Here is a 21,577-nt window from a genome sequence, read left to right on the forward strand (position 1 = left end):
GCTGCGGGAAAGCGGATCCGACCGGAGAACCGCGGTCACGACCGCGACCGGTACTGGTTGACGAGCGTCGGCACGACGACGCCGACGCCGATGAGAACCGCCAAGCGGACGGCCGAACTGTCGGTGACCGACCGCGACGCGTACCAGAGCCCGACCCCGAGGACGGCGAAGGCGGTCACGATCTGCCTGTCTGTGAGAGCCATACGGTCGAGAACGAAACACGGCGGTAACAGCGTTACGCCACAGCGAGCCGGGATCGGGGTGTCCCAGGTCGGTCGCCGCCGCTTCAGGACCGCCGGTCCCGGATCCAGTCGACGAGCCGACCCGGAACGCCGAGGGCGTTCAGGCCGACGCCGAAGACCACGAACAGGGCGTAGAGCCCGAGCGTCGAGAGGTAGATGACGACCATCGCCGCGACGGCGAGGAGGTCGTCGTCGAGCAGATAAAAGGCCGCGATGGTCGCGGCCGTCCCGTAGAGCAGCACGAGGTACGGTCCCCAGCCGCGGGCTTTGCCGCGTCGGAGTCGCCCGCGGACGTAGCGTCGCATCTCCGATTCGACGTCCGGGCGCTCGACCGTCCGGGACTGCACGTCGGACTCGAAGGCGTCGAGGTCCGCGCGCAGCTCCTCGATCCGGCGGTCGAGCTGTTCGATGTCGGGCGCGCCGCGGGGTTCTACGTCGGTTTCGGAGGGGCTGGAGTCGCCCTCGTCGGCCGTCCGGTCCCCGGGGGCGGACTCGTCGGCGGCGTCGTCGGTCGTCGCGTCGTCCGCGCTCATCGTCTGCTCGGCACGTCGCCCCGGCGGGTGTTGTAGCTGCCGGTCTACGTCGCCGACCTGCCCGGCGAGGACCGCGTTGACGGCGGCTCCGGTGAGCACGAGGATCCCCGAGAGGTAGAACCACGTGACGAGCAGCAACACCGCGCCGAGCGCGCCGGCGACGCCGCTCGACACCCGCGCGTAGATGCCGAACCCGGTGCTCAGGACGGTCCACCCGACGGCGGCGAACACCGCTCCGGGGAGCGCGCGCCGGAGTCCGACCTCGACGTCCGGGATGACGGTGTAGAGCGGGAGGAACGAGGCGACGAGGAATCCCAAGAGGACGAGCGCGCTGAGGACCTCGACGAAGGGGACGTCGGCGATGGCCATCACTGTGGTCGTCACGATGACGCCGAGCGTCGCCGCGCCGAGCGACGCGAGCGTGACGAGCCCGTCGGTGAGCTGTTCGAGGATCGGACTGGTCGGGTAGCCGTACACCTTCGCGAACGCGACGTCGACGCCGCGGAACAGTTTCAGCGTCCCCCACACCGTCAGGAGGAGGCTGAAGATCGAGATCGTCCCGCGGCCGGTCGGGTCCGCGAGCGCGCTCGAAACGAGATCGGAGCCGGTCGGAAGGAGGTACTCCGCGGCGACCGACTGGACCGCCGCGGCGAGATCGGACCCGCCGACGACCGTCGCGACGACGACGGCCAGCGTGAGAAGCGGGATCAGCGAGACGAGGATGTAGTAGGAGATGCCCGCCGCGAGGAACGTCACCTCACGCTCGCGGACGGTCGCGACGATGAGCGCGGTACGGCGAGTCGGTCGGGTGTCGAGGCGCTCACGGTGTACGGTTCGGCGGATCGACACAAGAATCACCCGGCGCGTCGGGGGTCCGGGGCCGGTGGTCCGCGCCCTGACGGTCCGGGTCCGGACCCGAGCCCGAGTCAGACGCTCACTCGGCGGTCGCGTCGCGGATCTCCGGAACGGTGGCGTCGGTCTTGAACGCCGTCCCCGAGTAGTGCGCCCGCGTCGCCTCGAACCCGGCGTCCCGGAGGTCCTCGAGGAAGTCGTCCATCGCGGGCGCGGAGCGCGTCCACTGCTTGCACAGCCGGTGTTGGTCGTAGTGCGTCGGGCGGTCCAGTTCCCCTTCGAGGGTGTCGAGCATCCGCCGCGCGCGGGCCGCCTCGCCCATCTCGTCGGTGACGTGCTCGCGGACGGAGCGGACGAAGTCGGCGTCGCGGATCGGGCCGAGGTACAGCGGCCCGGCCGAGAGCAGGCGGTCGCTCCCGCAGGCGTCGCAGTCGTCCGGCGGGTGCGCGACGAGCCCGAACTCGTGTGTGCGGTGGAGGCAGTCCTCGCAGTGGTGGACGTAGCCCAGCCGATCGATCAGTTCGTCCGCCTGCGTGGCCCGGGCGTCGAGTTCGAGGTACGTTCGCGCGTAGTGACGCGTGACGTGCGAGAGGATGGGCACCGCGGCCTTGTCGTAGCGCGCCGCCGTCCGGACGAGCGCCGAGAGCAGGACGCGAAGGCCCATCTCGGGGTGGTAGTCGGTGTTCTGCGGGAGCGCCGAGTACTTCCGGATGCCCGAGCGCTGGTGGGCCCCGCACAGCGGCGCGGTGTCGGTGGCGGTGACGCAGACGATGTTCCGAGTGTTCGCGACCGCGCTGTCGACGAACGGGATCGGCGTGCCGAAGGGATCGAGGTCGACGACGTCGAAGACGGACTCGTGCAGCAGGGCGTTGACGTCGCGCTCGACGGCCTCGCCCGGGAGGTCGTTGCGCGCGAGATTCTCGCGGGCCAGTTCGACCGCGTCGCCGTCGACGTCGACGCAGGTGACGTCGAAGCCCTCGACGGCGGCGCGGACCCCGCGGATGCCGCTGGCGGCCATCGCGTCGAGATACGAACTGGCGCGCGGCTCGCGCTCGCGGTACGCGCGCAGCGTCGCCACCGTCACGTCCCGGTTGAGCTCCTGGGTCGGGTTGTAGAACACGCCGTCGCCCGCGCCCTCGGAGGCCCCGTCGCGGCGTCCGGCACCGAAACCTCGACGTCGCCCTCACGAACGTCCATAGGGTGAATCGGACGGCCCGGCGCGAAAAGGGATGCGATGCGTCGCGGCCGCACCGCGGGGCTGAACCGCCGCCACGGTGACCGGTGGCGTTTTGTCGGGGCCGGGGGAAGACTCGGGCGTGAGTGACGGCGACGACGCCGGAGGTCGGGGCGAACGCTCGGACGCCGAGCCGAGCGACGCCTACGTCGTCCCCACCGAGACCGACGACGAGAGCGAGACAGCCTGGCGGCGGGCGCTGGCCGAGGACGGCGAGTTGACCCCCGAGGCGGTCGACACGCTGATCTCGCGGCACGACGGCCGCGGGGCGCGCGCCATCGAGGCGGTTTCGGAGGGGCGGGTGAAGCAGTACCGCGATTTCACCGTCGTCGTCGGCCACGCCGACGAGTACGTCGTCGAGAACGGCGGCTGCACCTGCAAGGACAGCGAGTACAACCTCGATCCCGACGACCCCACGGAGCGCTGCTGGCACGTCCTCGCGGTCGCCGTCGCCGAGCGGATCGGCGAGGTCGACCACCACGAGATGTGGTACTCGGAAGTGCGCGACTTCCTGTAGCGCTCGGCCGCCCGCCACGCAGGACTCCCGTCCGCACCGTTTTTACCGCGGCTCGTCGAACCCACGACAATGCCCACGATCGACGAAAAGCGGGTGTACACCGACAACTCGGGGGTCGAAACGGTCTTTCTCGCGACGGAGTTGGGCGTCGTCGCCGTCTCCGTCTCCGACGACCTGATCGGCGAGTTCGGCGTCGTCCACCGGTGCCGCGCGCGGGACGTCGCGACCGCCGGGGCGCTCGTGGCGGTCGCGACCGACGAGGACGTGTTGCTCGCGGATCGAAGCGCGACGGGCGCTGCCGAGGGCGGTGCGGACGGGACCGATCGCGACCTCGACTTCGCGGCGACCGGGTTCGGACCGGCGACGGCCGTCGGGTTCGACGGGGACGCGCTGCTCGCGGGCGACGACGAGGGGCGAGTCGGCCGCATCGACGCCGACAGCGACGAACCGACCTGGGAAGCGGTCGGAACCGCAGCGCCGGTCCGCGGGATCGACGGACGGCTCGTCGCGGCCGCCGACGGCGTCTACCGGGTCGGAGACGCGGAGCTCGCGCACGCCGGCCTCGACGACGCGCGCGACGTCGACGCCGAACCCCTCGTCGCGACCGGTTCCGGCCTCTACAAGCTCGGAAACGGCTGGATGGACGTCATCGACGGGCCGGTCGACGCCGTCGATGCCGCCGGGGAACGCGGGCTCGCAGTTCGTAACGGGGTACTCTACAGCCGTGCCGAGACTGGCGGCGGCGAAAGCGGAAGTAACGAAGTCGGCGACGCCGATGCCTGGATCGAATCGCCGCTCCCGATCGAGGGCGACGTCGTCGCCGTGACACACGGCGTCGACGCGTCGTACGCGGTCACCGCCGAGGGAACGCTGGCGGTCCGGCTCCCCGGCGAGGACTGGCGACACCGCGAACTGGGCCTCAGAGACGTGGCCGCCGCGGCGGTCTGAGTGGAACGGCGTGCGGCGTGGACTGCACGCGTGCCGCGGACCGGCGACCAGACGGAAAGGGGTTTTAGCGCGCGTCGAGACGGTTCGGATATGATCGTACCCGGCGCATCCTCGCAGGCTCTGGCGGCCGCGCTCGCGGACGAACTGGATGAACCGCTGGCGGCCGTCGAGTACGACCGCTTCCCCGACGGCGAGACGCTCGCGGCCGTCCCGGAGTTCGACGCCGACCGCGCGGTCGTCGTCGCGACGACCGACTCGAACGACGCGTGGGTCGAACTGCTCCAGTTGCAGGACGCCGTCCGCGAGGCCGGGGCCGCGGAGGTCGTCACCGTCATCCCGTATATGGGCTACGCGCGGCAGGACCGAGCGTTCGAGCCGGGGCATCCCGTCTCCGCGCGTGCGATGGCGCGAGCCGCCTCCACCGGGGCCGACCGCGTCGTGCTCGTGAACCCCCACGAGGAGGCCATCGCCGACTTCTTCGACGCCCACGTCACCGTCTGCGACGCCGCGGGCGTCCTCGCCGACCCGCTCCCGGCGGACCTCGTCGACCCGCTCTTTCTCTCGCCGGACTCGGGTGCGGTCGAACTCGCGGAGGCGACCAGAGACGCCTACGGGACCGGCGAGACCGACTACTTCGAGAAGGTTCGGCACTCCGGGACCGACGTGGAGATCACCCCGAGCGACGCCGAACCCGAGGGACGCGACGTCGTCATCGTCGACGACATCGTCGCGACCGGGTCGACGATGAGCGAGGCCGTGTCCCACCTCGACGCCGGCGGAGCCGCCCGGGTGTTCGCGACGTGCGTCCACCCGCTGCTCGCGCGAAACGCCCGGACGAAGCTCGAACGGGCCGGTATCGAGCAGATCGTCGGCACCGACACCATCGAGCGCGACGTCAGCGCCGTCTCGGTCGCGCCGATCGTCGCGGCCGCCGTCGACGCGGTGGAGTCGGTGTAACAGCGGCGAAAGACGATGGACGGCCCGAGATACCCCGACGAACGGCACGTTCTCGAAGCCGACTGTGCGCGCTGTCCCGCGCTCGTCGACTGCCGAACGGAGATCTCGTGGGGGACCGGCGACCTCGATTCCGACGTGATGGTCGTCGGCGAAGCGCCCGGGGCCGGGAACCCCGACGCCGAGACGTGGCGCGGCGGCAACTGGACGGGCAAAGCGTACACCGCCCGGCACTCGGGGCGTCGCGTCCGGCGGCTCCTCGCCGAGATCGAACGGCCAGACGCCTACGTCACGAACGCGGTGAAGTGCTTCCCCTGCGACGGCGAGGGGTCGAACCGCGAACCCACCGAGACGGAGCGCGCGAACTGCCGGAGCCACCTCCAGACTGAGATCGAGTCCGTCGAGCCGGCGGTTATCGTCGCGACCGGCAAGCACGCCACGACGACGATACTCGCCATCGAGAACCGGGAAATCGACGGGTTCGTCGACCGGATTCTGGATCCGATCGAACTCGCCGAACTCGAGACGACGCTGCTTCCGATCCTCCACCCCTCGTATCAAGACATCTGGCGCGCGCGATTGGGCTACAGCGCCGAGGAGTACCGGACCGCCGTTCACGACGCGATCGAAACGGCGCTCGACGACGGTTCGGCCTGACATCGAGACCGAAAAGCGGAATCCGCCACGCGATGGCGGAACGAGACTCCACAGGGCGGGAATGGAAGGGGCCGCGCGCTCGGCGACGGCGGCTGACGCAAGCACCGCAGGAGCGAGCGAAGCGAGCGACGAGGAGCACAGCGAAGCCCCCGAGTCGAGCGCGCGGGGGCTTCCGAGGTGTTCACTGCGGGCTCGCGTGATCATCACCTCACCGAAGAAAACGCGTATCGACCCGAACCTACTTCGGCGATCCGCCCGACACGTCGCGTATGAGCGAGCCGACCATCTTCGAGCAGATCGTCGCCGGCGACATCCCGGCGCGGATCGTCCACGAGACCGACACCGTCGCGGCGTTCCTCGACGCGAACCCGCTGGCGGCCGGGCACACCCTCGTCGTTCCCAAGGAGCCCTACGAGCGCCTCGACGAGATGCCCGCCGACGTCGCCGCCGACGTCTGGGCGGCCGTCCAGGAACTGACGCCGAAGATCGAGGCCGCCGTCGACGCCGACGCGACGACGATCGGCGTGAACAACGGCGAAGCGGCCGGGCAGGAAGTCCCCCACGTGCACGTGCACATCGTTCCGCGGTTCGAGGGCGACGGCGGCGGCCCGATCCACGCGGTCGCCGGTCAGCGACCGTCGCTGTCGGAGGACGAACTCGACGACATCGCCGCCGCGATCGGATCGAGCGAGTGAGTCGGGAGCGAACGAGCGAACGGCCCGCGAGCGGCCGACTCTTCGGTACTGGGAAGCGCGCCACCGATCGGACGGTTTAAATCCGAGTACGCGGCCAACTGGGGTATGTCACAGTCGGAATCGACGGACGCCGTCGCGTTCGTCGGCGCAGCGGGCGGAGCGGGGACGACGCGGACGGTCGTCGAGGTGGCGGCCGCACTCGCGGCCGACGGTCGATCGGTCGCGGTGCTGGACGCGGCGTTCGCGACGCAGGGACTCGCACAGTACGTTCCGGGAGCCATCGATCCGGATCTGACGGCGCTGCTCGTCGACGACGGGCGCGCGCTGTCGGCCGGGGTGCGGCCGCTCGAACTCGACAGTCAGGTCGACGGCGAGGTCGCGGTCTGCCCCGCCTACGCGCCGTTCGAGCGACTCGCGCGGGCGAAGAGCGTCGACGCCGCACAGCGCTTCGAGTCGCTGATCGCGAGCGCGGCCAGCCAGTTCGATCACGTCATATGCGACGTCCCGCCGATCGCGTCGAATCAGGCGGTGGCCGCGGTGAACGCCGCCGAGCGCGTCGCCGTCGTCGCACCCGCGACGGAGCGCGGCACCGAGACCGTCCAGCAGACCCACGAGCGACTCGCGGACGTCGGAACCGACGCCGACCTGGTGGTCTCGACCCGCGGCGAGTCGGAGACGGCCGACGTGTCGATTCCGGAGACGGACGCGACGTCGGTCGCGTCGGCTCCGACGTGTCTCGACGGCGGCGACGCCTTCACCGAGGGAATCGCACGCGTCGCCGCCGCGGTGACGGGGCGAAGTATCGAGCCGAGCGGCGAACGTGGTGGACTGCTCGACTCCGTGGGCGGCCTGATCGGGCGATAGCGCCGAACGGAACCGCCGCGAGACCGACTACCGGAGGTCAGAACCGCCGCTCATCGTCTCCGCGAGGGCGTCGCGCTTCGACACGAGCGCGTCGCCCGCAATCGGTGCGGACGCGTCGCGTCGGACGGCCTCTGCGAGTTCCGTGATCGGCTCGTGGGTCTCGACGTAGGCGGCGAGGGCGAACTCCGCCTCGTCCGCGCCGGTCAGTTCCAGTGCGTCCGCGCGCGAGAGTCGGCCGTCGATCCAGTCGCGGAGTACGCGCCGAGCCGTCGGTGATAGCGGCGTCACCCCCTCGAAGCCGCAGCGGTGCAAGAGCTTCGCGGCGGTGACCGGCGCGAGCGCCGCGGCCTCCCCGGCGTCGCCGACGCTCGCGCCCGCGTCGTAGCGTTCGAGGACCGTCGCCGCCCCCGCGGCCGTGCACGGTAACTCCGATTCGTACTCGCGAAGCCGCGCGTCGAGGTCGACGTCCGTGCCGTCGACGGTCGCGACCCCGCGCTGCACTTGCTTCGTCGTCAGTTCCAACCCCGCTGCGATCTCCGACAAACCCATCGTGTGCGTGTGTCCACCCGATCTGATAAGAACATTCGGCTCTGTTATCGTATTTGATTTTATAACCTACCGTTCACCGGTAGGTTAGATAGGGCGTTTCGTGGTCTTCTACCCCGTTTTCTCACGTCTTTAAATATGGCTTCGCGACCGAGTTTCAATTGTGATGAGTGGAGCACCCACCGCCGACGCCGCCACGACGACGAACGCCTGCCCCGAGTGCGGGGGCCGCCCCGAGACCGCCCGCGGCGAGACGCTCTGCGGCGAGTGCGGGCTCGTCCTCTCGGAGTACCGCATCGACCACGGCCCCGACTGGCGCTCCTTCGCCGACTCCGACACCGATCCCAAGCGGACCGGCGCGCCGCTGACGCGCTCGCGACACGACAGGGGACTCTCGACGAAGATCGGTCGGTCCACGCGGGTGAAAGGTCGCAAGCGTCGACGGCTCGCTCGGATGCGCCGTCAACACAACCGCGCGCGCATCTCGACGAAGCGCGAGCGCAACCAGGTGTACGCGTTCACCGAGATTCGGCGACTCACGAGCGTTCTCTCGCTCCCCGACCGGATCCGCGATCACGCCTGCTCGCTGTTCCGCTCCGCGCAGTCGGAGGACCTCCTCCCGGGCCGGTCGCTGGAGGGCTTCGCCGCGGCGTCCGTCTACGCCGCCTGCCGCGTCGCCCGCGTCTCGCGGACGGTGAGCGAGGTCGCCGACGTCGCGAAGGCGACGAAGGCCGAACAGACCGCCGCCTACGACGCGATCAACCGCGAACTCGGGCTGCCGGTCGGGCCGATCGACCCCGCGGAGTACCTCGCGCGGTTCGCGTCCCAACTCGACCTCGGCGGCGAAGTCGAACGGCTCGCCCGCGAGTACGTCGAGGAGGCCGCCGATCGGGGGATCTCCGTCGGCCGGAACCCCGGCGGCGTCGCGGCCGCCTGCCTGTACACCGCCGGTCGCGACCTCGGTGCGGGCCTCACACAGCGGGACGCCGCCGACGTCGCGACGTGACCCCGGTGACGCTCCGCTCGACGTACCAGCGGCTCCGCGACGACGAGTAACGGCGGCGAGTTCGACGGCGGTGAGTTACGACAGTAACAGTCCTCGATTCCAGTTCTCGGTTCGCCGACGCACCGTGTGTCAACGCGACAGCGACGCGTCGAAAGAGACAGCGACGGTCAGCGGATCAAACTCGCTTTGCCCGACGCACAGCGTCGGCGACGGACGTCAGCGCGCGTGCCGCTCGCGTCGACGGCGCGGATCGGACGACCGGCCGGAACGACGCCACCGTTCGACCGACCCGCGGATCGGCGGGGACGACGACCGCGGGCGCGCCCAAGACCTCCTCGAACGTCTCCGTCGGCGGGTCGTCGACAGCGCGGTTGATTACGGTCCCGACCAGCCCCGCGTCGAGTTCGCGGGCGAGTTCCCGCGAGCGGACGGCGTCCGCCAGCGCGTACGACTGCGGCGACGCCACGATCACGCAGGCGTCGGCGACGGCGAGGGGGACGCCCGCGTCGGCTTTCATTCCGGCCGGGCAGTCGACGACGACGTCGCCGTAAGCGGCCTCGACCGCCCGAAGCGTTACATCGAGCGCGGCGACGTCGGCCGCGCGAGCGCCAGCGAGCGACCGCCCGCACGGGAGCAGACGGACGGGACCACAGCCCTCTCGGACGGCCTCGACGGGGTCGGCACGGCCGGCGAGCACGTCGTGGAGGTCCGGGCCGGGACCGGTCGGTAGATCGGCCATTCCGAGGTCGGCGTCGACGACGGTGGCGTCGAGCGCGGCACCGAGTTCGACTGAAACGGTCGACTTTCCGACGCCGCCCTTCCCGCCGGTGACGGCGACGATCACCGCTCACCACCGCGCGTCGGGTCCGCGGGTTCGCCGGACTGCGACTCGGCCGCCGCAGACAGCGACGACACGACGGGTTCTGGATCCGTCGCGGCGGCCCGGTCGGCGAGCGCGATCACCCGATCGGCGACGGCTCGCAGGGTAACCTCGTCGGCGTCGACGGTCGCCGGAAGCCCGACGAGTGCGTCGGCCCCGCCGCAGTCGGCGAGCACAGCGGTCGCGTCCGCGGCCGTGGCGTCGGTCAGGCGCTCGGCGTGGTCGATGCGGGACTCGACCGCATCGAGCCACGTCTCGACCGCGGTCGGGACGGCGGCACCGGCGGTGCCCTCGCGCGCGTTCGACGCTCCGGAGGCCGAGTCGGAGGAGCCCTCCGATCCGACCGCGTCCGCGGGCGGACGCGCCCGGCCGAGCGACCGGATCGCCGTCGTCACCGTATCAGAATCCGAATCGGCGGATCCCGTACCCGTCGAAGCCACCGAACGCCTCTCGGTTTCAATGACGGGACCGAGCACCTCGATCGAAGCGGCGTCCGAAGACACGTCCGGCGGGGCCACCGGACAGGCGTAGCCGATCCCCAGACGACCGGAGGCCGGAACGACGCCGCGAAAGCCGTCCGCGTCCCATCCGGACGCCGGCACGCCCTCCTCCCGCGGCGGGAGGAGCGGGCCGTCGAGTTCGTTTCGAACCCGGACGCGGAGGTCGGCAGCGACGGTGCTGCGGAGTTCGATCCGAACGAGCGTGACGCCCGCGAGAGACCGCGTCGAAACCGTCGATTCGATCGGATCCGACCCCGGTGGACGGGTCCCGTCGGTCAGGTCGGCTTCGATGGGAAGGTCAGGCTCGTCGGTCAGGCCGTTCTCGTCGGCCAGACCGAGCCCGCCGGAGCCGACGTCGAGAGAGGATCGCACGGCCGCTCTGGCCGCCCGTTCGTATATAAAACGTCGCGCCGAGCACCTCGGTCGGGCGGACTTCCGAACGCCGAACCGAACGCTATCGGATCAAAAGCGGTGCACCGAGCCGTTCGAACGCCGCGTCGGGCCCGCCGAGTGCGTCGGCGACGCCGGCGGCGAGGACCAGCGGAGCACGGATCGGCGCGATTCGCGCCACTGCGAGGGCATCGAGCAATTCCGGTGCGTCCGGCCCATCAGCGTCGGCGGCCGGAAGCAGCGGACGCAACGCGTCGCGCGCGGCGCGAAACTCGTCGGAGACGGCGGCAACGCGAGCGGCGCGAACCCGTCGTCGACAGTTCCCGATGCGGTCTTCGAGCCGAATCCGCGCGTTGCGCTCGTCGCGGCCGGTTCTGGCCCGGCGTTCGAGCAGGTCGAGCCGCTGTGCGGCCGCGACGCGTTCGGTGGCCGCCTCCGAAAGTTGCCGCGTCACGTCAGACAGCGCCGCTTCCGCCTCGCCCAACGCCTCGGCGGGAGCTGAAGCGTTCCCGCTATCGTCGCCTGCGGCCTCCCGCAGCGCCGTCACCCGTCCGCGGACGGTCGCGACCCGCTCGCGAAGCCGGTCGGTCTCAGCGCCCGCGGCGGCGGCCCGGCGGCGCGCTTCCCGCAGTTCGGCGTCGTCGATCGGTGCCGGCGAGAGCGACCGAAGAGAGCAGAGCGCGTCCGCGAGGTCGGCGTCGTGCGGCGTTCCGACACCGAGATCCGCCGCGGCGGCCGCCAGTGCGGAACGCGTTCGGACGGTGGTGTCTCGACCGAGTTGCGCGACGTGCGCGTGAGCGCGGCCGGGCGGACTGGCGTGAACGGCCAGCGCGTCTGGTCGCACCGGGCACCCGCTCTGAACCGCCCGTCGGAGTTCTGCGGCAGTGACGTCGCTGGAATCGCGCGGTTCGGTGAGATCGACGACCGGTCCGGCTTCGACGCGGCCGCTCGGAAGTCGCAGTGTGAACTCGTGTGCGTCGGCGGCGACCGCTACACCGGAATCGAGCTCGCCGCCGCTCACAGCTCTCGCTCTCGCATCGCGTCGGCGGTCGGGTGGTCGGTCCCGGCGGCGAACCGGTCGTAGGGCGTGCTCGGCGACTCGCGCCGCTCGTATGCGGCCGCGGCCTCGCGGACGGCGTCGGGCGCGTCGGCGAACTCGTTGAACGGCTCGGTCCGCTCGACCTGCACGTCCGCGGCGTGTCGCTCCCGGAGGCGACACGCCAAGAACGCGCCGTACTCGGTCTCTCGCAACAGCGCGGCGCGGCCGAACCGCCTGACGACGGTCTCCTCGTGCGCCCGACAGGCATTCCGCAGCGTCTCGCGCGCCCGGCGCGAGTACGTCACCACCAACAACACGACTAGGAGCCTATTTCACGGGGGTCGTAAAAATCCACCCACACCGGCGAAACCGACTCACACCGGAGAGATGTCGACGTCGAGCGCGGCCGGATCCTCGTCGAGCAACTCGGCGATCCGATCGCGCGCCTCGGCGGTGCTCTCGGCGACGACGACGAGGCCGTGCGCCCGCCCCTCGCCCGCCGCCTGATAGGCCCTGAGTCCCTCCTCCCCCTCGAAATCGGTCGCGTACGTGCGGAGGATCGTCACGACGCGCTGCTCGGTCGCCGCGAGGTCCGAGTCACCGGACTCGAAGTCGCCGAGCGCCTCCTCGACGTTCCGGAGTGCGGATATTCGGTCCATTACGTCGTCCTCAGGTAGTTCTGCCGCGGTTCGTAGAGCTCGCCCTTCCTCTTGAGGTTCTCGATCTCGTCTTCGGCCTTCGACTCCTCCAAGCCGAGGTCGCTGCCGGCCCGTTCGATGACCTCGTCGACCGGCGCGCCCTCCTCGTACTCGGCCTCGAGCTCCTCGATGAGGTGCTTGATGTCCTTGATCCGATCGCGCTGGTTCTTCGAGGTCCCGGTCTCGACGATGTCGGCGTCGAACTCGCCGGTCTCGGGGTCCATCCCGATGTCGCGGAGGCAGGATTCGACGATCTCGGTGACGCGGACGGCGTCCTCGCGTTCGACGGTATCAGAGAGTCTGAGGCGCGCCGACGCCTCCGAGAGCCGGACGAGCGCTTCGAGCTTCCGCGCGGTCACCGGTACCGGCGCGTCGTCGTCGGCTCCCTTCGCCCGGAAGTCGACGTAGAAGTCCCGAATGACTTCTTTCGCTTCGTCGGTCATCGTCGGATAGCAGTTCCGCTTCGCGTAGGCGATGTACTTGCGCAGGAGTTCCGCATCGATCGCGGGCGTGACCTCCTCGGTCGCATCGGCGACCTGTTCGTCGGTGAACTCCGAACTCGGGACTTTCGTCTTCTGAGTGTGCAGTTCGCCCGCGTAGTTCGTGTTGATGATGTGCTCTGCGAGCTTGGCGTCGGACTCCGGGTCGGGGTTGTCGGTGACCGTGAAAATCAGGTCGAACCGGGAGATCAGCGCGGGTTCGAGGTCGATCTGCTCGCCGATCGGCTCGTACTGATCGAAGCGGCCGTACTTCGGATTCGCCGCGCCGAGCAGCGAACACCGGGATTTCAGGGTCGCGTTGATGCCGGCCTTCGAGACGGAGATCGAATTGTGCAGGACGACGCCCTGACTGACGAAGGTGTTCGTCGGCTCGACCGTCACGTCGTAGACCCACTCGCAGGCGTGCTCGCCCTCGTTGGGGACGGTCTCGACGTCGGTGACGCGGTAGTAGCGCAGGTCGCATCGTGCCTCAAGGCTGTCGAGCCGACGCTCGGCCTCGTCGACTGCGGCCTCGACCGCCTCGACAGCCTCGGCGCACATCGACTCACGTTTCGGGGCCGTATAGCCTCCGCCCTCGGCGTAATGGATAGCGCTAGTCGTCGTCTCGGAGAGTCGCTCCGCGAGTTGTCGTCCGGACCAGCCGACGTGCTCTCTGACTTCCGCGAGCGTCGAGACGGAATCGACGCCGTCCCGAACCGTGTCGAGCCGATCGCGCAGCTCGTCGATCTCCGAGCGGACCGTACTGATTCGGATCCCGTATCCCTCGTCGAGGGCTTTTCGGAACCGACCGTCGAGCGGGACACCGAGTAGTCGCTTGAGCGAGCGGATCTCCCTTGCGGCGCTCGTCGGCAGAACGTCGTGGTGCCGCTCGGTAGCGTTGCTCCGCTCGACGAACCGCCGCGCCTTCTCGTATCGGTCGTCCGCGGGGTCGACGACAGCTTCGACGAACTGCTCGGTTGAATCGCCCATCACGTACGTCTTCCACGCGTCCTCGCAACCGTCGTGGTGGATCCGCGACGCGACCCCGATCTTCGAGAGAGCATCGGCGTAGTCCTCCGCCAGCCCGTGGCACGCCGTCGAAAAGGACATCGCCTCGCTCTCGACGCCACCATCGCCCGCGAACGCCCCCACGAGGAACCGTCGGATCTCCTCTTCGGAGGCTCCCAGAACCGCGCTCGGCATCCGTTTCTCCGGCGATTTCCGCATCACCTCGGGGAAGTTGGACTCGAACCATCGGTACAGTTTCGTCGACACCCACCGTTTCGTCGTGGTGCCGGCCCCGTTGACCGCATCCGTGCTTTCGAGTCCGAAGACGTCTCGCATCAACCGTGCTGCCCGATCGAGCAGTCTACCGTCTTGGTTCGAGAAGCCGATCTCGTGCGTTCGCCCGCCCGAGTAGGAGTTCCCCTCGGCGGTCAGCAGTCCGAGAATCTCCGCGAGGTCCGGCGACATCTCCGTGGGGAGGTCGACGTCGCGCTCTTTCCCGCGGTGTGCCTCCTCGGCCAGCGGCATCGGTGCCGCGGAGTTCGGGAGTTTCCGCGGCGCGGGAACGAAATCGCCCACGGAAATTTCGCTGGCGTCGACAGTCCCGACTTCACCGCTCGCGTCGACGAACATCGGATGTTCCGGCGTGACCGTCACCGAGCGGCCGTTCGAGAAGGAGACGCGGACGAACTCGTCGGGCGCCTCGTGTCGACTCACGCGGTCGACGTCGGTTTTTTCGACGTCGTTGGTGTCGAGGTCGACGGTGTGGACGCCGACGTCGTCGACAGAGAGGATCTCGCAGTCGATGCCGTCGACGACGTCTTCGGTCCGTTCCTCCATCATCGAGTCCACGAACGGACCGATCTCGACGCGGCGACCGTCGGAAAGTAGAATCTCCGAATTCGGGTGGTAGGACTGCTGTTCCAGCGCTTCGTGCATAGCGCTTCGATCCTCCGATCGCATCTTATCTAGCTCGTCGACCGCCGCGATCCCTTTGTCGGCCAGGACGAGCGCGCCGGCTTCGAGCGTCCACTGCTGGCCGTCGCCGAAGTCGTCACGTACGGCCGCCGCGGTGAGACCGGCTGAGGAGCTACCTTTCCCGGAGGTGTACACCGATCGCGGGGCGATGTTCCGGATGTACTGCAGCATCGCGGACTTACCCGTCCCGGGGTCCCCGATCAGAAGCATATGCAGGTCCCCGCGGGTCCGCGAGCCGTCGGGGAGGTGTTTCGTCACGCCCGAGAACAGTTGCAGGATCATCGCGAGTTTCTCCTGCTCGTAGCCGTAGATCGAGGGCGCGACGGAGGCGACCATCTTCTCGTAGATGTCGGGCTCGTTCGAGAGGTCGACGATCTCGGCGACGTCCTCGTCGGTGATGTCCATATCCTCGAACTCCTCGTCCTCGATCTCGACTGCGACCCCGTCCATGTAGAGATCGAAGATGGGCGTCTTCTCGTTGCCCGACGTCTGCTGCTCGATGTGGAGGACGCCCGTGACAGTAACGTGGTCGCCCGCGGTCACCCGCCCGGTGACGTCGTCTTCGAGGTCGACGTCGATGCTCTGCGGCGTCTCGCCGCCCCGCAGGCCCTCGGGGCTTTCCTGAACGCGCACCTTCTGCGCGTCGACGAACTCGGATTGATCGAAGTCGACGTGGAACGGCCCCTGACGCTCACACCCCTGACACTCGTGCGGTTCCTGGAAGCCGCTGTCGGCCTGCGGGATGTACGTCATCGTCCCGCAGCGCTGGCACTCGAAGGCGGCCTCGGTGATCTTCGGCCGAACGTCCGTCGCCTTCCGGACGATCCCCTGGACGGCGATCATCCGCCCGATGTGGTCGTCGTGGACGCGGATTCCGCGGATGTCGACCGTCTCGGGGAGGTTCGTCAGGCGGACGTGCGCGCGGCCGAGTTTGACGTCCGCGGGGAGGTCGTAGAGCCGCAGCGCCTCCTCGGCGTACTCGCGTATCTGGTCGGGCTTCTTCCGGTAGTCCTCGGCCAACTCGGTGTCGAACGCGTAGAGGTCGTCGTAGTCGACGTAGAGCGATCGCTGTTCGTTCGGGTACTTCTGGGCGAGCGTGCCGATCTCGTCGCGGTAGTACTTGCGGTAGAACTGGATGAACCGCTCGGTGAGGTCGCGTGAGTCCTGGGGGGCCTGCGCCATCGCACCGGAGTAGGGACCTCATCGGGTAAGAGTCTTCGCCACGGACGGTGAAAGTGATCGGACGGCGAAATATCGGCGCGGGAGGCCGGTCACTCAGAGGGAGACGTCGGTCTCGATGTCCTCGGTCGCCTCCCGGAGGCCGTCGCGGCGGGCGTCCTCGGCGAGTCGCGTCGACAGGTCCGCGTCAGTCAGGAGGTCGGCGAAGGCGTCGCGGAAGCGGTGGTTGACGCGCCGGGAGGCGAGGTCGCTCTCGGCGACGCGGCGGTACCGGCCGACAGATTCGAGAGCGACGTCGGCGTCGACCTCAGCAGCCTCCGACAGTTCGGCGGCGAGTGCCTCGTCGCCGGCGTCGGAGGGAGATTCCGAGACGAGCGTTCGGAGTCGCTCGTAGGGGAGCGGGGCGTCGCGGTCGGCGTCGCTGACGAGGTGCAAGTCCATCCGCGCGCGGAAGACGTCCTCGGCGTCCACGGATTCGCTTCCGTCGTCCACAGAACCACCCGCCGCCTCGCCCTCCGCCGAGAGCGACGCCGCCACCGCGGCGTCGGCCGCGTCCGACCACGTCCCCGAATCGGCACCCGCCGCGTCGGGATCGAAGAACGCGCGGACGACGCGGCGGAGTTCGGGGGTAGAGAGCGGCGACGAGAACGCCTCGCGCTCGCGCATCGCCTCGATGAGTTCGTCGAGGCGCTCGTCGACGGACTCCTCGTCGCGGTCGCTCGCCAGCGAGCCGCGCGGCGTCGACTGCGACTCGGTCACGGTCTCCTCGCCCGTCGTCTCCACGAAGAGGTCCCGGAGTTCGGCGGTCTTCTCGTCCATCAGGGTACCAAAGGCGGTCGCGACGTACAAACGTTTCCGTCGTAAACCAAAGTATTCATTTGGGTTTACGAGACAGGGAGTCGTATGTCAACGGAATCGCAGTCGGTCGAACTCGTCGGCGAGGACGTCGTCGGCAACGTCGCCCGCGCGGCGCTGTTCGCGGCGCTCGTCGGCGCGTTCGCGTACGTGTCGTTTCCGAATCCCATCTCCCCGGTCCCGGTCAGCCTGCAGGTGCTCGGCGTCTTCCTCGCCGGGATCTTCCTCGGGCCCGTCTGGGGCGGCGCGTCGCTGGCGTTCTACCTCGTCGCGGGCGCGGCCGGCGCGCCGATATTCTCCGGCGGGCAAGCCGGACTCGGCCCGCTCGTCGGGTACACGGGCGGGTACCTCTGGTCGTACCCGGTCGCCGCCGCGCTGATCGGCGCGGTCGTCCACGGCGTCGACGGCATCGAAGAGCCCGAAACCGTGGGCACCGCCCGGCTGGTCGCCGGGATGCTCGCCGGGACGGTCGTCATCTACGCGCTCGGAACGGTCGGCTTCGCGCTCGTGCAGAACGTCGGCCTCACGCAGGCGTTCGCCGTGAGCGCGCTGGCGTTCGTCCCGTTCGAGGCCGTCAAGATCGCCGCCGCGGTCGGGATCGTCCGGAGCGACGCCGCGGCGGCCGCGTAGGGAACCGATGGACCCACTCGCGAGGTCGTCTCGATGATCCGAACGGAGGGGCTCGTCCACCGCTACGGCGACGTCGTCGCGGTCGACGGCGTCTCGATCGCGATTCCTGACGGCCAGTGCGTCGTCGTCGCGGGCGCGAACGGCTCCGGCAAGACGACGCTCGTTCGGCACTTCAACGGCCTGCTGGAGCCCGACTCGGGGACCGTCACGGTCAACGGCCGCGAGGTCGGGACGGATTTGGTCGCCGCGCGGACGGCCGTCGGGATGGTGTTTCAGGAGCCGCGCGACCAACTCGTCGCGGCGACGATCGGCGCTGACGTCGCCTTCGGCCCGGAGAACCTCGGGCTCGCGCGCGAGGAGATCGACCGCCGGGTCGACGCCGCGCTCTCGGCCGTCAACCTCGCCGGGCGTGCGGACGAGCGGGTCGACGAACTCTCCGGGGGCGAGCGCGAGCGCGTCGCCATCGCCGGCGCGCTCGCGATGGAGCCCGATCACCTCGTGCTCGACGAGCCGTTCACCGGACTCGATGACCCCGCGCGTCGAGCGGTGCTGAACCGACTGCGGACGCTCAAATCCGACGGCACGAGCGTCGTCGTCGTCACGCACGACCTCCGCGACGTTGTCGACCTCGCCGATCGGGTGATCGCGATGGCCGACGGTCGCATCGTCGTCGACGCCGACCCGGAGACGGCCGTCGAATCGCTGCCCGAATACGACGTCCGCGTCCCGGAGCGGGTCGGTAGTTCCGAACCGGTCCAGTCCGAGAGGCCGGAGAGACGCGACGGCGACGCGAGCGCGCGATGCTGACGTATCACCCCGGCGACTCGATCGCTCACCGGCTCGACCCGCGGACGAAGCTGTTCGTCCAAGCCGCCTTCGCCGCGGCCGCCTTCGCGCACACGACGCTCTCCGGGCTCGCGTGGCTCTCGCTCGTCGCGCTCGCGTTCCTCGCCGCCGGGCGGCTCTCCCCGCTCCGAGCGGTTCGAGGCTACCTCCCGGCGCTGCCGTTTCTCGCTGCCGGGCCGCTCGTTTCGGTCTTCGCCGTGGACCCCGCGACGGTGAGCGTCGGCATCGATCCCGCGAGCGCCTTCGACCCGTTGCTGGCGAGCTACCGCGTGCTCCTCGTCCTGCTCGTGTCTGCGGTCTACCTGCACGCGACGCCCGTCCGCGACTCCCGGGCGGCGATCCAGCGGCTCGTGCCGGGGCGCACCGGACGCCTGCTCGGCGTCGGAGTCGCGCTCGTGTTCCGCTTCCTCCCCCTGTTGCGGGCGGATCTCCGCCGCGCGCGCGAGGCGTCGGCCGCGCGGCTCGGGTCCGAGCGGTCGCTCCGGGACCGGATTCGACTCGTCGGTGCCGCGGGGATCAGGCGGGCGTTCGGCCGCGCGGACCGGCTGGCGCTGGCGCTCCGCGCGCGGTGTTTCGCGTGGAATCCGACGCTTCCCGCGCTCCGGTTCGGAAAAATCGACGCCGTCGGGCTGCTCGTCGCTGCCGCGCTGGGCGTCGCCGCGGTGGTCTAGACGGCGCGTTCGTCGCGTGGTGACGGGGCGCTCCGACCGCTAGTCGGCCTGGTATTCCTTCTTGAAGCCGCGAAACTCGGTCCGGTGGGCTTCCTCGTCCGCCAGAAGCGTCACCGCGAGGTCCTCGGTGACTGGGTCGCCTGCCTCCTCGGCGGCGTCGATCAGGGCCCGGTATGTCTCGATCGCACCCTCCTCGGCGTCGAGCACGCCGTTGATGACCGAGAGGACGTCCGTGGTGTCCTCGGGGGGCTGCAGACTCGTCTGCGTCGCCTCGAACGCCGCCGAGCCCGGCGGATGCTCGTCGAGTTGCTTGAGCCGGTTCCCGAGCTGCTCGGCGTGGCCGAGCTCCTCCTGAATGTCCTGCTGGAGGGACTCTTTGATCTCCTCGGCGCGGACGCCGTCGAGGACGATCGAGTTCGTCATGTAGTTCATCACCGTCTCGATCTCGTCTTGGTACGCCTTCTGCAGCAGCCGGATTACCTCGTCAGACATTGCGGTTAGGATTCGGACGCCGGCGACAAGATACTGTCGGCGAACCGACGGCCGCGGTGGAAGTCGACAGACCGAAACGGGTGTCCGAGGCCGTCGACGCGGGGTTCTCGATCGGTCCGAACTCGCTCCGAGCCGTTCGGAGCTGACTCGCCTCAGACCCGCGAGCCGTCGACGTCGATTGCGTCGACCGGGCAGATGTCGACGCAGAGCATGCAGTCGATACACTGGTCCTCGCGGGTCGGCTCGACCTTGCGGTCCGACTCGGGGTGTCCCGGCGTGTCGACCCACGTGAACACGTCGACGGGGCAGTTCTCCAGGCACGCGCCGTCGGCGACGCAGAGGTCGTAGTCGACGGCGACGTGCGTCCCGTGGATACCGAGCGTCTCCGGCGGGTCGACGGGCCCCCAGACGTCGACTCCGTTCTCCTCGCCGACCTTCTCGCGGTTGTTCTCGAAGTTCGGATCGATTCCCATTTGCATCCGATACACCGGAGAGACCCAAAACACCGTCGGTGCGGCCGTTCGAATCGGCGACGCAGGTCGGACTCCGCCGGGGCCTCTGCCGGTGTCGCCCCCGCGCTTAAGCCGCGCGGCGCTGGAGAGAGGGGTATGAATCGTGTCAACGAACGCGACGTCGACTGGGACGAGACCGAACGCGAGCGGACGCACTTCGAGCGGAAGCGACTCGCGAGCGCCGCCGACTTCGACGGGCTCGGCGCGAGCCTCTACGAGCTGCCGCCGGGCGGCGCGTCGTGGCCGTATCACTTCCACACGGGGAACGCCGAGGCGGTGTACGTGCTCTCGGGGACCGGCGTGCTCCGGACGCCCGACGGCGAAGCGCGAATCGAGCCGGGGGACTTCTGCGGCTTTCCGGCCGACGCCGAGGGCGCACACCGCCTGCGAAACGACGGCGACGAGCCGCTGCGCTACCTAGCAGTGTCGACGATGCGGGACCCGGACGTGACGGTCTACCCGGACTCCGAGAAGATCGGCGTCTACGCGGGGTCGCCGCCCGGCGGCGACGCCGACGAGCGCGTCGTCTCGGGGTACTACCGCGAAGGCGACGACGTCGACTACTGGGAAGACGAATCCTGACGCGATCGGGCGGACGTTCGACGCGGTGAGCGCCGAACACCGAGCGCCGAGCGAGCCGCTACGCCGGAGACGCCTCGTGGTCCGCGGACGTCCGCTCGCGTCGGATCCGGCCGACGGCGTCGGTGAAGTTCTCGAACAGCCGCTTGGTGCGGCACGCCGCGTCGTAGTTCTCGTCGTTGATCCCGTCGAGGACCGCCTCGCGGCGCTCCGGTGAGAGGTCCTTCTCGTGCGTGATCGAGCGCGCGGTCTCGCGGTCGTACTCCGGGTGGAACTGCACGCCCCACGCCGTCCCGCGGCGGAAGGCGTGGACGCCGTAGTCGTTCTCGGCCAGCAGCGTCGCCCCCGGCGGAAGCTCGGTGACAGCGTCCGAGTGCGTCGTAAACGCGGTGAACGTCTCGGGGATGCCCGCCAGCAGTTCGCCGTCGGCGACCTTCGTGATCTCCCGGTAGCCGATCTCGTAGGCGCCCATATCCTCGACGCGGCCGCCGAGCGCCGTCGCGACGACCTGGTGGCCGTAACAGACGCCGAGCAGCGGCAGCCCGCGCTCGTCGGCCTCGGCGACGTACGCGACCAGCGGTCGGATCCAATCGCGGTCCCAGTACACCGACGAGCGCGACCCGGTGACGACGACGGCGTCGAAGTCGAAGCCCGCGGGCCGCTCGTTCGCCGTCACGTCGAACTCGACGAGGTCCGCGTCGAGTTCCCGCCGGAAGTTCCGGGGCGTGTGCTCGTCGCCGTGGGAGGCGTCGAGGAGCGCGATCCGCAACCGGTCGCTGGTCCGACTCATCGGAGT

Annotated in this window: 23 protein-coding genes and 2 pseudogenes; 11 read left to right on the forward strand and 14 right to left on the reverse strand. The window is 69.7% G+C overall.

Annotation, left to right across the window (positions count from 1 at the left end):
• Positions 1-35: 35 nt before the first annotated feature.
• From ACP99_RS20030 to ACP99_RS11150, 3 genes and pseudogenes are all read right to left on the reverse strand, one after another.
• Entirely contained in the window at positions 36-203 is a 168-nt protein-coding gene (locus ACP99_RS20030) for a hypothetical protein (protein ID WP_156105691.1), read from the reverse strand.
• Between the two features lie 83 nt (positions 204-286).
• Entirely contained in the window at positions 287-1,618 is a 1,332-nt protein-coding gene (locus ACP99_RS11145) for a YihY/virulence factor BrkB family protein (protein ID WP_049986738.1), read from the reverse strand.
• A gap of 91 nt (positions 1,619-1,709) precedes the next feature.
• Positions 1,710-2,824, reverse strand: a pseudogene (locus tag ACP99_RS11150) (tRNA (guanine(26)-N(2))-dimethyltransferase).
• Positions 2,825-3,060: 236 nt separating this feature from the next.
• On the opposite strand from ACP99_RS11150, the gene ACP99_RS11155 reads away from it, so the two are divergent.
• The 6 genes from ACP99_RS11155 (at position 3,061) to ACP99_RS11180 (ending at position 7,496) form a co-directional block, all read left to right on the forward strand.
• Complete coding sequence (locus ACP99_RS11155) at positions 3,061-3,378, forward strand: hypothetical protein (protein WP_049986739.1); 318 nt, start codon at positions 3,061-3,063, stop codon at positions 3,376-3,378.
• Between the two features lie 69 nt (positions 3,379-3,447).
• Entirely contained in the window at positions 3,448-4,326 is an 879-nt protein-coding gene (locus ACP99_RS11160) for an HVO_0234 family beta-propeller protein (protein WP_049986678.1), read from the forward strand.
• Between the two features lie 90 nt (positions 4,327-4,416).
• The gene (locus ACP99_RS11165) at positions 4,417-5,283 is read left to right on the forward strand and encodes a ribose-phosphate diphosphokinase (protein ID WP_049986679.1); all 867 of its coding nucleotides are present in this window, start codon (positions 4,417-4,419) and stop codon (positions 5,281-5,283) included.
• 15 nt (positions 5,284-5,298) lie between these two features.
• On the forward strand, positions 5,299-5,937 hold the full coding sequence (locus ACP99_RS11170; RefSeq protein WP_049986680.1) for a uracil-DNA glycosylase: 639 nt from the start codon (positions 5,299-5,301) through the stop codon (positions 5,935-5,937).
• Between the two features lie 269 nt (positions 5,938-6,206).
• Positions 6,207-6,632 (forward strand): HIT family protein, encoded by a 426-nt coding sequence (locus tag ACP99_RS11175; RefSeq protein WP_049986681.1) that lies wholly within the window; start codon positions 6,207-6,209, stop codon positions 6,630-6,632.
• Between the two features lie 105 nt (positions 6,633-6,737).
• Complete coding sequence (locus ACP99_RS11180; RefSeq protein WP_049986682.1) at positions 6,738-7,496, forward strand: AAA family ATPase; 759 nt, start codon at positions 6,738-6,740, stop codon at positions 7,494-7,496.
• Between the two features lie 27 nt (positions 7,497-7,523).
• Here ACP99_RS11180 and ACP99_RS11185 read toward each other — a convergent pair whose 3' ends face one another.
• Positions 7,524-8,045 (reverse strand): DUF7858 family protein, encoded by a 522-nt coding sequence (locus tag ACP99_RS11185; RefSeq protein ID WP_049986683.1) that lies wholly within the window; start codon positions 8,043-8,045, stop codon positions 7,524-7,526.
• 163 nt (positions 8,046-8,208) lie between these two features.
• On the opposite strand from ACP99_RS11185, the pseudogene ACP99_RS11190 reads away from it, so the two are divergent.
• Positions 8,209-9,098: pseudogene (locus ACP99_RS11190) on the forward strand (transcription initiation factor IIB).
• A gap of 125 nt (positions 9,099-9,223) precedes the next feature.
• On the opposite strand, the gene ACP99_RS11195 reads toward ACP99_RS11190, so the two are convergent.
• From ACP99_RS11195 to ACP99_RS11225, 7 genes are all read right to left on the reverse strand, one after another.
• Positions 9,224-9,892: a MinD/ParA family ATP-binding protein gene (locus ACP99_RS11195; protein ID WP_049986684.1), complete on the reverse strand. Its 669-nt coding sequence runs from the start codon at positions 9,890-9,892 to the stop codon at positions 9,224-9,226.
• Complete coding sequence (locus ACP99_RS11200; RefSeq protein WP_049986685.1) at positions 9,889-10,800, reverse strand: DUF7857 domain-containing protein; 912 nt, start codon at positions 10,798-10,800, stop codon at positions 9,889-9,891. The genes ACP99_RS11195 and ACP99_RS11200 overlap by 4 nt, the downstream gene beginning before the upstream one ends.
• A gap of 82 nt (positions 10,801-10,882) precedes the next feature.
• The gene (locus tag ACP99_RS11205) at positions 10,883-11,839 is read right to left on the reverse strand and encodes a DUF7856 family protein (RefSeq protein ID WP_049986686.1); all 957 of its coding nucleotides are present in this window, start codon (positions 11,837-11,839) and stop codon (positions 10,883-10,885) included.
• A complete protein-coding gene (locus tag ACP99_RS11210) occupies positions 11,836-12,174 on the reverse strand; it encodes a DUF7855 family protein (protein ID WP_049986687.1) in 339 nt (112 codons plus the stop codon). The genes ACP99_RS11205 and ACP99_RS11210 overlap by 4 nt, the downstream gene beginning before the upstream one ends.
• 57 nt (positions 12,175-12,231) lie before the next feature.
• Positions 12,232-12,516 (reverse strand): DUF7854 family protein, encoded by a 285-nt coding sequence (locus ACP99_RS11215; protein WP_049986688.1) that lies wholly within the window; start codon positions 12,514-12,516, stop codon positions 12,232-12,234.
• The gene (locus ACP99_RS11220; protein ID WP_049986689.1) at positions 12,516-16,199 is read right to left on the reverse strand and encodes an intein-containing Cdc46/Mcm family DNA replicative helicase; all 3,684 of its coding nucleotides are present in this window, start codon (positions 16,197-16,199) and stop codon (positions 12,516-12,518) included. The genes ACP99_RS11215 and ACP99_RS11220 overlap by 1 nt, the downstream gene beginning before the upstream one ends.
• A gap of 93 nt (positions 16,200-16,292) precedes the next feature.
• The gene (locus tag ACP99_RS11225; protein ID WP_049986690.1) at positions 16,293-17,015 is read right to left on the reverse strand and encodes a hypothetical protein; all 723 of its coding nucleotides are present in this window, start codon (positions 17,013-17,015) and stop codon (positions 16,293-16,295) included.
• An 84-nt stretch (positions 17,016-17,099) separates the two neighbouring features.
• On the opposite strand from ACP99_RS11225, the gene ACP99_RS11230 reads away from it, so the two are divergent.
• Genes ACP99_RS11230 through ACP99_RS11240 form a run of 3 tightly spaced genes read left to right on the forward strand, consistent with a single transcriptional unit; the run spans position 17,100 to position 19,198 of the window.
• The gene (locus tag ACP99_RS11230; RefSeq protein ID WP_049986691.1) at positions 17,100-17,681 is read left to right on the forward strand and encodes a biotin transporter BioY; all 582 of its coding nucleotides are present in this window, start codon (positions 17,100-17,102) and stop codon (positions 17,679-17,681) included.
• Between the two features lie 33 nt (positions 17,682-17,714).
• On the forward strand, positions 17,715-18,488 hold the full coding sequence (locus ACP99_RS11235) for an energy-coupling factor ABC transporter ATP-binding protein (RefSeq protein ID WP_081927433.1): 774 nt from the start codon (positions 17,715-17,717) through the stop codon (positions 18,486-18,488).
• Positions 18,482-19,198 carry an energy-coupling factor transporter transmembrane component T family protein gene (locus ACP99_RS11240; RefSeq protein WP_049986692.1) on the forward strand — a complete coding sequence of 239 codons (717 nt, stop codon included), beginning with the start codon at positions 18,482-18,484 and terminating at the stop codon, positions 19,196-19,198. Before ACP99_RS11235 ends, ACP99_RS11240 begins: the two co-directional genes overlap by 7 nt.
• A gap of 39 nt (positions 19,199-19,237) precedes the next feature.
• Here ACP99_RS11240 and ACP99_RS11245 read toward each other — a convergent pair whose 3' ends face one another.
• Both ACP99_RS11245 and ACP99_RS11250 read right to left on the reverse strand, forming a co-directional pair.
• Positions 19,238-19,690 carry a DUF892 family protein gene (locus ACP99_RS11245; RefSeq protein ID WP_049986693.1) on the reverse strand — a complete coding sequence of 151 codons (453 nt, stop codon included), beginning with the start codon at positions 19,688-19,690 and terminating at the stop codon, positions 19,238-19,240.
• Between the two features lie 152 nt (positions 19,691-19,842).
• Positions 19,843-20,163, reverse strand: coding sequence for a 4Fe-4S dicluster domain-containing protein (locus ACP99_RS11250; RefSeq protein ID WP_049986694.1), 321 nt, complete (start codon positions 20,161-20,163; stop codon positions 19,843-19,845).
• A gap of 135 nt (positions 20,164-20,298) precedes the next feature.
• On the opposite strand from ACP99_RS11250, the gene ACP99_RS11255 reads away from it, so the two are divergent.
• Entirely contained in the window at positions 20,299-20,784 is a 486-nt protein-coding gene (locus ACP99_RS11255; RefSeq protein WP_049986695.1) for a cupin domain-containing protein, read from the forward strand.
• Positions 20,785-20,842: 58 nt separating this feature from the next.
• Here ACP99_RS11255 and ACP99_RS11260 read toward each other — a convergent pair whose 3' ends face one another.
• Positions 20,843-21,571, reverse strand: a complete 729-nt coding sequence (locus ACP99_RS11260; protein ID WP_049986696.1) for a type 1 glutamine amidotransferase — start codon at positions 21,569-21,571, stop codon at positions 20,843-20,845.
• Between the last annotated feature and the right edge of the window lie 6 nt (positions 21,572-21,577).

The organism is Halobellus rufus, assembly GCF_000739575.1.
Taxonomy (GTDB): domain Archaea; phylum Halobacteriota; class Halobacteria; order Halobacteriales; family Haloferacaceae; genus Haloquadratum; species Haloquadratum rufum.